Here is a 12,902-nt window from a genome sequence, read left to right on the forward strand (position 1 = left end):
GTGGCGAACGACGACAAGGTTGTTGACTACCTCAAGCGGGTGACCGCCGACCTCCAGCGCACCCGCGGCAGGCTCCGCGAACTGGAGGAGGGCCGACGGGAACCCGTGGCGATCGTGTCGATGGCCTGCCGCTTCCCCGGCGGGGCCGACACCCCCGAGAAACTGTGGGACCTGGTCCACGAGGGCCGGGACGCCATCGGCGCCTTCCCCGCCGACCGGGGCTGGCGCACCGACGGCCTAACCGACGCCGGGGCCCGCCTCGAAGGCGGATTCCTCTACGGAGCCGGCGACTTCGACGCGGAGTTCTTCGGTGTCTCGCCTCGCGAGGCCCTGGCGATGGACCCGCAGCAACGGCTGCTCCTGGAGACCTCCTGGGAGGCCGTCGAACGCTCCGGACTCGACCCCGCCGACCTCAAGGGCACCGACGGGGGCGTGTTCGTCGGCATGACCGACCAGAAGTACGGCCCCGAGGACGACGAAGCGCTCCGCGAGGTCCAGGGCCACATCCTCACCGGCACCACCAGCAGCATCGCTTCCGGCCGCCTCGCCTACTTCTACGGACTGGAGGGCCCCGCGCTCACCGTCGACACCGCCTGCTCCTCCTCCCTGGTGGCCCTCCACCTGGCGGTACGCGCCCTCCGCGCCGGCGAGTGCTCCTTCGCCCTGGTCGGCGGCGCCGCCGTGATGGCCAGGCCCGGACTGTACGAGGAGTTCCTGCTGCAAGGGGGCCTCGCAGGGGACGGCCGGTGCAAGGCGTTCTCCGGTGCGGCGGACGGCACGGGCTGGGCCGAGGGCGTGGGCGTCCTGGTCCTGGAGCGCCTGTCGGACGCCCGCCGTGCCGGGCACCGCGTCCTGGCGGTCGTACGGGGCTCGGCGGTGAACCAGGACGGTGCCTCCAACGGCCTCACCGCTCCCAACGGCCCCTCCCAGCAGCGGGTCATCCGCGCGGCCCTCGCCGACGCCGGCCTCGGCCCCGCCCAGGTCGACGCCGTCGAGGCCCACGGCACAGGCACCCGCCTCGGTGACCCCGTGGAGGCACAGGCACTGCTGGAGACGTACGGTCAGGACCGCGAACGGCCCCTCCACCTCGGCTCGTTGAAGTCGAACATCGGGCACGCGCAGGCGGCGGCGGGCGTCGGCGGAGTCATCAAGACGGTGCTGGCGCTGCGGCACGGCGTGCTGCCGCGCACCCTCCACGTGGACGAGCCCACGGCCGAGGTGGACTGGTCGGCGGGCGCGGTGGAACTGCTGACGGAGGCGAGGCCGTGGCCGCGGACCGGCCGGCCGCGCCGGGCCGCCGTGTCCTCGTTCGGGATCAGCGGCACCAATGCCCATGTCGTCCTGGAACAGGCACCCACCGAGACGCCTGTGGAGCTGCCGACCGACGAGGGCGGCCGAGCCGGGGAACCCGGCGAGGACGCCCCCGTGGCGCTGCTGCTCTCCGCGCGCACGCCCGACGCCCTGCGGTCACAGGCCGCACGCCTACGCGATCACATCAGCGGCAACGGCAACGGCAACGGCAACGGCAACGGCAACGGCAACGGCAACGGCAACGGCAACGGCAACGGCAACGGCGAGGGCCACGGCAACGGCGATGGCCACGACAAGGGCCAGGGCAATCGTCACCTCGGCCACACCGGCCGTACGGGCCACCTCGGCGACGCCCGACGCACCGATCTTGCCCCTCGCTCCGACGGAACCGCTCGCCCCGGGGACACCGAGCGCACCGATGGCCCCAGGGACACCGAGAACACCGACGGCATCGACCACACCGACGGCATCGACCACACCGCCCGCGGCGACGCGCTCGCACCGCGCGCGCTGGCCCGGGTGCTGGCCGGCCGCCGTACCCGGTTCACGCACCGCGCCGTCGTCGTCGGCACCGACCGCACCGACGTGCCCGCCGCGCTCGACGCCCTGGCTCACGGTCTACCGGACGCCCGCGTGGTACGCGGCACCGTTGCCGCACCCGGACCACTGGCCTTCCTCTTCACCGGCCAGGGCGCCCAACGCGTCGGCATGGGACGCGAACTCCACGCCACGCACCCGGTGTTCGCCGAGGCCTTCGACGCCGTGCGCGCCCGGCTCGATCCGCATCTGGACCGGCCGCTCACCGACGCCCTCGCCTCCGAGGAACTGCTCGGGCAGACCGTCTACACCCAGACCGCCCTGTTCGCCGTGGAGACCGCCCTCTTCCGGCTCCTCGAACACTGGGGGCTGACCCCCGACCACCTGCTCGGCCACTCCATCGGTGAACTCGCCGCCGCGCACGCCGCAGGAGTGCTGTCCCTCGACGACGCGTGCACCCTGGTGGCGGCCCGCGCCACCCTGATGCAGGCGATCCCCGAGGGCGGCGCCATGCTCGCCGTCGAGGCCGCCGAGGACGACGTCCCAGCGCTCCTCGACGCGGTGGACGCGACGGGCACGGCGGGCCGCCTCGCCATCGCCGCCGTCAACGGCCCGCGCGCCACCGTGCTGTCGGGCCCCGCCGAAGCGGTGGACACCGCCGCCGCGCTCTGCGCCGAACGCGGACTGCGTACCCGTCGCCTGAAGGTCAGCCACGCCTTCCACTCCCCGCTGATGGAACCCATGCTGGACCGGTTCCGTACGGTCGCCGAAGGGCTCACCTTCCACGCCCCGCGCATCCCGGTCATCTCCAACGTCACGGGCCGTCCGGCCACGGAGGAGCAACTCCGTTCGCCCGAGTACTGGGTGCGGCACGTCCGTGAGGCCGTCCGTTTCCACGACGGTGTCCGCCTGCTCGGTGAACTCGGCACCGCCGCCTGCCTGGAACTCGGCCCCGGCGGCGCCCTGAGCGTCCTCGCCCGCGACTGCCTGCCCGACGGCGCCCCGGCCTTCGTCCCCTCCCTCCCGCACGGCCACCACGAGCCCACCGCCCTGCTGACCGCCCTCGGTGACCTGTACGTCCGAGGCGTCACCGTCGACTGGACCGCCGTCCTAGGGACGTCCGACGGAGCCGCCATGCACGCGGCGGACCTGCCGACGTACCCCTTCCAGCGCACGCGCTTCTGGCTGCCGGCCACCGCCGGAACCGGCACCCCGCTGCTGACCGCCCCGCCGGCCGCCGTCACGGCGACCGCCCCCGACGCGCCGGGCCGCGGCTTCGACGTGGATCTGGTCCGTGCCGTCGCCGCCGCCGTGCTCGGCCACTCCGCCTGCGACGCCGTCCCACCGGACCGTCCCTTCAAGGATCTGGGCTTCGACTCGCTGTCCGCCGTACGGTTCCGCGACCGCCTCGCCGAGGAGACCGGACTGCCGCTGCCCGCGACCCTGGTCTTCGACCACCCGACACCGGAAGCGGTCGCCGCCCTCCTCAACGGCGAGCACGCGGACCACCGCGCCGCCGTCCGCACGCGTGCCAGGGACGAACCCCTCGCCGTCGTCGGCATGGCCTGCCGCTACCCCGGCGGGGTCACCACCCCCGAGGAGCTGTGGCGGCTCGTAGCCGAGGGCCGCGACGCCGTCACCGCCTTCCCCCGGGACCGGGGCTGGGACCTGACCGCGCTCCGCCGCACCGGCGGCGCCACCCCCACCACCGGCGGATTCCTGCACGACGCAGCCGAGTTCGACGCCGACTTCTTCGGCATCTCACCGCGCGAGGCGCTGGCGATGGACCCGCAGCAGCGTCTGCTCCTCGAGACCTCCTGGGAGGCGATCGAACGGGCCGGTGTCGACCCCCTCTCGCTGCGCGGCACCCGCACCGGCGTCTTCGCCGGCATCGCAGGCTCCGACTACGCAGACGTCCTCGCCGCCACACCCGAGACCGAGGGCCACATCATGACGGGCACGGCGGGCAGCGTCGTCTCCGGACGGGTGTCCTACGTCCTCGGTCTGGAGGGCCCCGCGGTCACCGTCGACACGGCCTGCTCGTCCTCCCTCGTCGCGCTGCACCTCGCCGGCCAGGCGCTGAGGGCGGGGGAATGCGACCTCGCCCTCGCGGGCGGTGTCACCGTCATGAACACCGTCGGCGGATTCCTGGAGTTCGCCCGTCAGGGCGGTCTCGCCGGGGACGGTCGCTGCAAGGCGTTCGCGGAGTCGGCGGACGGCACGGGCTGGGCCGAGGGCGTGGGTGTCCTGGTCCTGGAGCGGCTGTCGGACGCCCGCCGCAACGGACGCCGGGTCCTGGCCGTGGTGCGAGGTTCGGCGGTGAACCAGGACGGTGCCTCGAACGGTCTCACCGCCCCGAACGGACCGTCCCAACAGCGTGTCATCCGCGACGCGTTGGCCGGGGCGGGGCTGACGCCTTCGGACGTGGACGCGGTGGAGGCCCATGGGACCGGGACCCGGCTGGGCGACCCCATCGAGGCCCAGGCCGTGCTGGCGACATACGGGCAGGAACGCGAACACCCCCTCTGGCTGGGCTCGTTGAAGTCCAACATCGGTCACAGCATGGCGGCCGCCGGTGTCGGCGGTGTGATCAAGACGGTGCTGGCGCTGCGCCACGGCGTGCTGCCCAAGACCCTGCACGTGGACGAACCGACACGGCAGGTCGACTGGTCCGCCGACACCGTACGGCTCCTGACGGACCACCGGCCCTGGCCCCGGACGGGCCGCCCGCGCCGAGCCGGCGTGTCCTCGTTCGGCATGAGCGGCACCAACGCCCACGTCATACTCGAACACGACCCGGCCGAGCCGGTTCCCGCGGGCGACGGCAGCCAGGGCACCGTCGTCCGGCCCTGGCTGCTCTCCGCACGTACGCCCGACGCCCTGCGCGCCCAGGCCGCTCGCCTCGCCGCTCACCTCGACCACCACACCGACGCCTCACCGGCCGCCGTAGGCAGCGCGCTGCTCCACAACCGGTCCCTCTTCGAACACCGCGCGATCGTCATCGGAGCCGACCGCACCGACCTGCTGACCGGCGTACGGTCCCTCGCCGACGGGACGGCCACCGCCCCCACGGTGATCACCGGAGCAGCCCGCACGGTCGGTCGCGGCCCGGTGTTCGTGTTTCCGGGGCAGGGGTCGCAGTGGGCGGGGATGGCGGTGGAACTGCTGGAGTCCTCGTCGGTGTTCGCGGCTCGGATGGCGGAGTGTGAGGAGGCGTTGTCGTCGTTCGTCGACTGGTCGCTGGTCGAAGTGCTGCGTGGGGGCGGCGAGTTGGTGCAGGTGGATGTGGTGCAGCCGGTGTTGTGGGCGGTGATGGTGTCGTTGGCGGAGGTGTGGCGGTCGTACGGGGTGGAGCCTGCGGCGGTTGTCGGGCATTCGCAGGGTGAGATCGCGGCGGCTGTGGTGGCGGGGGCGTTGTCGTTGGAGGACGGGGCGCGGGTGGTGGCGCTCCGGTCGAAGGCGATCCTCGCCCTCTCCGGCCGTGGCGGCATGGCGTCCGTGCGGCTCCCGGTCGACGAGGTACGCACCCTGTCCCCGTTGGTCGACGGCCGGGTTGAGGTGGCGGCGGTCAACGGGCCGTCCTCCGTCGTGGTCGCCGGTACTCCGGACGGTCTGGACCAGGTCGTCGCCGAGGCGGAGGCGCGGGGAGCGCGCGCCCGGCGTATCGACGTCGACTACGCTTCGCACACCATCCACGTCGAGCGACTTCACGACGAACTCCGCACCTCCTTGAGCGACTTGAGCCCCGTGGAGTCCACCCTCCCGTTCTTCTCCACGGTCACCGCCGACCGGCTCGACACGACCGGGCTGGACGCGGAGTACTGGTACCGCAACCTGCGCTCCACGGTCCGTCTCGAACCCGTGGTGCGGGGCCTGGTCGAGTCAGGGCACCCCGTCTTCGTCGAGATCAGCCCCCATCCGGTGCTCACCGCCCCCATCGCGGAGACGGCCGAGCAGGCGGAGGCCGAGCCGCTGGTCGTGGGCACGTTGCGCCGTGGTGAGGGTGGCCTCGCCCGCATGTTCGCCTCGCTCGCCGAAGTCGCCGTCACCGGCGTACGCGTGGACTGGGCACCGGCCTACGCCGATCACGCGCCCCCGTCGGCTCATGGGCCCGCATCGCCCCCCCACCCCCCGTCGGCTCACGAACCCGCACGGACTCATCGGCCGGCTTCCGCCGTCGCCCCGGTCGAGCTGCCGACCTACGCCTTCCAGCGCCGGAGGCACTGGCCGCAGGCGCTCCCCCGAATGCCTCTCGCGGACCCGTCGCACCAGGAGTTCTGGCAGGCCGTGGAGGAGCAGGATCTCACCGCCCTCGCCGCCACCCTGGACCTGCCCGCCGACGAACCGGCGCTGCGCACGGTGCTGCCCGCGCTCTCCTCCTGGCGCCGCGACCGGCGCGAGCGCACCACCGTCGACGCCTGGCGGTACGCCGTCGACTGGCGCCCGCTCGACCTGCCGACGGCGCCCGCCGTCCTCCCGGGCACCTGGCTGATCGCCCTCCCGGAGGCCCTGAGGGACGATCCGGCTCTCGTCGCGGCTGCCGAGGCGGTACGGGCACGTGCCGAGCACGCCGTGACCCTGACCGTGACGCCACAGGACGACATCGACACCCTCGCGGCGAGGATCCGCGAGATCGAGCCGACCGGCGCGGTGACCCTCACCGGCGCCGACACCACACCACACCCGTCCGGTCCCGTCGTACCGACCGGTCTCGCCACGACCCTCACCCTCCTCCAGGCACTCGTCGCGACGGGCACGACCGCCCCGCTGTGGTGCCTCACCCGGGGTGCCGTGGGCACCGCCGACGACGCCGGGCCCACCGACCCCGCCCAGGCCGCCGTATGGGCGCTGGGCCGGTCGGCGGCCGTCGAACTGCCGCACCACTGGGGCGGCACGGTCGACCTCCCGGCCACCGTCGACAGCGCCGCCACCGACCGTCTCCTCGCCGTGCTCGCGGGGACCGAGGGCGAGGACCAGATCGCGGTGCGGCCCACCGGAGTCCTCGCCCGCCGACTCGTCCACGCCGCCCCCTCGGCGCATGGCCACACCGGCTGGACACCGCGCGGCACGGTGCTGATCACCGGCGGCACCGGCGCTCTCGGCGCGCATGTCGCCCGCTGGCTCGCACGTGACGGAGCCGAGCACCTCGTCCTGCTCAGCAGGCGGGGCGCCGCCGCGCCCGGAGCCGAGGAACTGCGGACCGAACTGGAGGAGGCGGGAGTGCGGGTCACGGTGCTGGCCTGCGACACGCAGGACCGCGCCGCGCTGGCCGCCGCCCTCGCCGACGTCCAGCACGACGGCGACCTGATCCGGGCCGTCGTGCACGCCGCCGGCGTGGGCGTGCTCGGGCCCGTCGCCGAGGCCTTGTTCGACGACCTGGTGACCGTCCTCGGCGCCAAGGTCACGGGCATCGCAAACCTCGAAGCCGTACTGGATCCGGACCAGTTGGAGGCGGTCGTGTACTTCTCCTCCATCACCGCCGTCTGGGGAGCCGGCGACCACGCCGTCTACGCCGCGGGCAACGCGGTGCTCGACGCGCGCGCCGAGCGGCGCAGCGCTGACGGTGTCCCCACCCTGTCCGTCGCCTGGGGGCCCTGGTCCGGCGGCGGCATGGTCTCCGACACCATCTACGACCAGCTCCGCGCCACCGGCCTGCCCGTCATCGACCCCGAGACGGCGATCACCGCACTGCGCACCGTCCTCGCCGACGGCGAGACCTCGGTCGTGCTGGCCGACGTCGACTGGCAGCGGTTCGCGGAGGTCTTCACCACCGGCCGCCCCAGCCACCTCCTGGACGACATCCCCGAGGCCCGGCCCGCCGCCCCCGAGGAACCGGCCGGCGGCGCCGCCCCGGCCTCGGACCTCGCCCGCCGCCTCGCCGACCTCGACGGAGCCGCCCGCACCCGCGCCCTGCGCGACCTGGTGCGCGAGCACGCCGCCGCCGTCCTCGGCCACCCCGACCCCGACGCCGTGGACCCGCGACGGGCTCTGAAGGAACTGGGCTTCGACTCCCTCACCGCCGTCGACCTGCGCAACCGCCTGGCCGCCGCCACCGGCGTACGGCTGCCCAGCACCCTCGTCTTCGACCACCCCACCGTCACCGCACTCGCGGTCTTCCTCGGCGAGAAGCTCTTCGGCGGCCGGGAACGCCCCGCGCCCGTGGTGGCCAGGACAGCCGCAGACCGCGACGACACCGTCGCCGTCGTCGCCATGGGCTGCCGCTTCCCCGGCGGCATCGGCTCCCCAGAGGACCTGTGGCACGCCCTCGCGGAGGAAGCCGACCTCACCGGCTCCTTCCCCACCGACCGGGGCTGGCCCCTGCACCGGCTCCACGACCCCGACGAGACCACCCCCGAGTCCAGCTACGTCGACCGCGGTGGTTTCCTCGGCGACGCCGCGCTGTTCGACCCGGTGTTCTTCAACATCTCGCCGCGCGAGGCGCCGGCCATGGATCCTCAGCAGAGGCTGCTCCTGGAGACCTCCTGGGAGGCCCTGGAACGCGCCGCCATCGACCCGTCGACCCTGCGCGGCAGCCGTACGGGCGTCTACGTCGGCATCAGCGAACAGGGCCACACCGCACGGCTGCTGGACGCGGCGACCGACGTCGAGGGCTACTTCGCCACCGGTGCCGCCGCCAGCGTCGCCTCCGGCCGGATCGCCTACACCCTCGGCCTGGAGGGCCCGGCGGTCACCGTCGACACGGCCTGTTCCTCCTCCCTTGTCGCCCTGCACCTCGCCGTGCAGGCGCTGCGGGCGGGGGAGTGCGACCTCGCGCTCGCGGGCGGCGCCACCGTGATGTCCGAGCCCGCCTCCTTCGTCGGCTTCAGCCGCCAGCACGCCCTCGCCCGCGACGGCCGCAGCAAGTCCTTCGCCGCCGCGGCCGACGGCTTCGCACTCGCCGAGGGTGTGGGGGTTTTGGTGGTGGAGCGGTTGTCGGACGCGCGGCGCAACGGTCATCCGGTGCTGGCGGTGGTGCGGGGTTCGGCGGTGAACCAGGACGGTGCCTCGAACGGTCTGACGGCGCCGAACGGGCCGTCGCAGCAGCGGGTGATCCGGGACGCGTTGGCGAGTGCCCGGCTGTCGCCGTCGGACGTGGACGTGGTCGAGGCGCACGGTACCGGCACCCGGCTCGGCGACCCGATCGAGGCACAGGCCCTGCTGGCGGCGTACGGCCAGGACCGTGAACGGCCTCTCTACCTCGGGTCGTTGAAGTCGAACATCGGGCATACGCAGGCGGCGGCCGGTGTCGGTGGGGTCATCAAGACCGTCATGGCGCTGCGGCACGGGCTCCTGCCGAAGACGCTGCACGTGGACGAGCCCACACCCGAGGTGGACTGGCCGTCGGGGGCCGTGGAACTGCTGACCGAGGCCCGGCCGTGGCCGGACGCGGGGCGTCCGCGCCGGGCCGGGGTGTCGTCGTTCGGGATCAGCGGTACCAACGCCCACGTCATCCTGGAACAGCCCGAGCCCGAGCCCGAGCCCGAGCCCGAGCCCGAGCCCGAGCCCGAGCCGAAGTCGAAGCCGTCGGGGTCCGCGCGATCGGCCGTAACGGGACCCGGTGACCCGGCGCCCGCCGTCCTCCCGTTCGTCGTCTCCGCCCGGGACGACACCGCCCTGCGCGCCCAGGCCGCCCGTTACGCCGCCTTCCTGGCCGACCGCCCCGACATCCGGCTACCCGACCTGGCCTTCTCCCTCGCCACCACCCGGGCCGTCCTGCCCGCCGCCACCGTCCTGCCCGCCGCCGGCCACGAGCAGCTTCGCAGGGCCCTCACGAACCTCGTGGAGAACGGCGCCTCCACCACCGACGAACCGTCGGGAGGCAGGCTCGCGGTCGTGTTCTCCGGGCAGGGAGCGCAGCGAGTCGGGATGGGGCGTGCCCTGAGCGAGACGTTTCCGGTGTTCGCCGCGGCCTTCGACGAGGTGTGCGAGGCGTTCGAGGGGCTGTTGCCGGGCTCGCTGAGGGACGTCGTCCTCGACGGTCCTGCCGAGGTGCTGGAGTCCACGGGATGGGCCCAGCCGGCGTTGTTCGCGGTCGAAGTGGCGCTGTTCCGACTGCTGGAGTCGTGGGGGGTGCGGCCGGATGTCGTGATGGGGCACTCGCTGGGTGAGCTGGTGGCGGCCCATGTGGCGGGGGTGTGGTCGCTGGAGGACGCGTGCCGGGTGGTCGCGGCGCGCGGGCGGCTGATGCAGGCACTGCCGCCGGGCGGTGCGATGTGGGCGGTCGAGGCCGAGGAGTCGGAGATCGGCCGGGACGGGGTGCCGGGTGAAACACCGGTCTCCGGTGAAACACCGGTCTCCGGTGAAACACCGGTGGCGGTGGCGGCGGTCAACGGTCCGTCGTCCCTGGTCCTCTCCGGTGCCGAGAACGCCGTACGTGAGGTCGCCGACCGTTTCGCGGCCGAGGGGCGGCGGGTGAGGCGGCTGGCGGTCAGCCACGCCTTCCACTCCGCCCTGATGGAGCCCATGTTGGACGACTTCGCCGAGGTGCTGGCCTCGGTGACGTTCCACCGCCCGACCCTCCCGGTCGTGTCGAACGTGACCGGCGAGGTGGCGGGGGAGGAGCCGACGACCCCCGGTTACTGGGTGCGTCATGTGCGGGCCACCGTCCGCTTCGCCGACGGGGTCCGCGCCTTGCGGGCCCAGGACATCGACACCGTCCTGGAGGTGGGTCCCGACGGCTCGCTCGTCTCCCTGGTCCAGGAGACCGCCCCCGAACTTCTCGCGCTGGCCGCCGTCCGCAGGGGTCGGGACGAGACGCGCTCCCTGGTCACCGCGCTGGGACGACTGCACGCGCGGTCGGTGGCCGTGGACTGGCCGGCCTTCCTGTCCGGTACGGGGGCACGCCGGGTGGAGCTGCCGACGTACGCGTTCCAGCGTCGCCCCTACTGGCTGGAGACGGTCCGTCAGGGAGAGGATCAGGCGATCTTCGACAACGGCGAGGCCTTCTCCGAGCATCACTCGGTAGAGGGCCGGCCCCTGGGGCAGCACCACGGCCAGGGAAGCGGCCCGAGCTCGACTGGGGAGCTCTACACGACGACCTGGCAGCCCGTGGACGGCGACGCGCCTCCGGCCGAGGGGCGTTGGGCGGTGCTCGGACAGCCGGACGCACGGGCAGGGACCCTGGCCAAGGCCCTCGCGCTACACCCCGGGAACGTGGTCGAGGTCCATGGCCACCCTGAATCCGTGGCAGACGACGCCGAGTTCGTCCTGCTGGCTCTGGACACCCCACCCGGTGACGCCCGAGAGGGCGGCGGCCCCGACGCCGTACGCCACACCACGTACGACACGCTCGCCCGTGTCCAGGACCTGCTGGCACGCGACGGGTCGGCGCACTCCCGTGTGGTGATCGTGACGGGCGGTGCCACCACCGGCGACCCGGCCGGGGCAGCCGCATGGGGGCTGCTGCTGTCGCTCCAGGCCGAACGCCCCGACCGGTTCCTCCTGGTCGACCTGGCAGACGACGGCACCGACGCGCCTGCCCTGGCGTCCGCCGTGACCACGGCGCTGTCCCATTCGGAAGCCCAAGTCGCGGTGCGCGGGGGAGAGTTGCATGTGCCTCGGCTGGTCGTCGTCCCGGACTCACCCGCCGATCCGTCCGTCGGTGCGTACGGCACGGTTGTCGTCACCGGCGGCACCGGGGAGCTGGGCGGGCTCGTCGCCCGACGGCTGGCCACCCTCCATGGTGTACGTGACCTGCTGCTGGTCAGCCGGCGCGGGGCCGATGCCCCCGGAGCCGACGCGCTCGCGGCCGATCTGGAACGGGCGGGCGCCCGTGCAGTGTTCGCCGCCTGTGACGTGTCGGACCGCGACGCGCTGGCCGCGGTGCTCGCCGAGATCCCGGCCGACCGGCCGCTGACCGGTGTGGTCCACACGGCGGGAGTCGTCGACGACGGAGTGATCACCGCGCTCACACCCGAGCGCGTGGACACCGTCCTCGGCCCCAAGGCCGACGCCGCCCACCACCTCCACGAACTGGTCGCCGACCGGGACCTGTCGCACTTCGTGCTCTTCTCCTCCGCCGTCGGCACACTCGGCGGCGCCGGCCAGGCCAACTACGCCGCCGCCAACGCCTACCTGGACGCCCTCGCCCGCCGACGCCGGGCCCGGGGGCTGCCCGCGACCTCGCTGGCCTGGGGGCTGTGGGGCACCGGCGGAGGCATGGCCGGCCGGCTCGCCGACATCGATCTACGGCGCCTCGCCAGGGCGGGCGTGCTGCCCCTCGACGCCGAGCAGGGGCTCGCCCTGTTCGACCGGGCGTGGGCGGGCGACGAGGCGGTCCTGGTGCCGATGCGGACCGACCCCGCCGTCCTGCGGGCCCGCGCCGCCGCCGGCATGCTGCCTCCGGCCCTGCGCGGCCTGGTCCCCCGGGCAGGGGCGCGGCCGGGCGGGACGGTCCGGCCGCAGGATGTCGGCGGCAGCGCGCACCCCTCGAGCGGGGCTCCGTGCGGTGCGTTCAACGGTTCGCCCCACGGTGCGTCCAACGGCTCTCCGTGCGGCGCGCCGGCCGACGCCGTTCACGCCGCCCGGCTGGCCGCGCTGCCCGCCGCCGAGCGCGCCAGGACGCTGCTGGACCTGGTCAGGGCGCGGGCGGCCGCGGTCCTCGACTATCCGTCACCGGACAGCCTCGATCCGCGCCGGTCGTTCCGCGAAGCCGGGTTCGACTCGCTGACGGCGGTGGAGCTGCGCAACAGCCTCGCCGCCGCCACCGGGCTGCCGCTGCCCGCCGCCCTCGTCTTCGACCATCCCAGCCCCGCCGCCCTGGCAGAACAGCTGGAGCGGCACCTCCTCGACCACACCCGACCGAAGGACCCCGAACGGCGGCCCGCGCTGCCCGCCCTCCTCGACCAACTGGAGGCGGCGCTCGCGGAACTGGCCACCGACGACCCCGAACGGCCCCGGGCCGCCGCCCGACTGCGGACCCTGGCCGGCGTGGGCACCCCCGACGGCGGCCCGGACGGCGCGGGCGGTGCCGACGTGGACGCACGACTCGCCACGGCCTCGGACGACGAGTTGCTGGACTTCATCCGCACGGAACTCGGCAAGGAGTGAACGGT

1 protein-coding gene is annotated in these 12,902 nt (G+C 74.1%); it reads left to right on the forward strand.

Annotation, left to right across the window (positions count from 1 at the left end):
* Entirely contained in the window at positions 1–12,897 is a 12,897-nt protein-coding gene (locus ACFY9I_RS19610) for a type I polyketide synthase (protein WP_391003172.1), read from the forward strand.
* Positions 12,898–12,902: the final 5 nt, after the last annotated feature.

The organism is Streptomyces sp. NPDC012510 (assembly GCF_042955065.1).
In the GTDB taxonomy this organism is placed as follows: Bacteria; Actinomycetota; Actinomycetes; order Streptomycetales; family Streptomycetaceae; genus Streptomyces.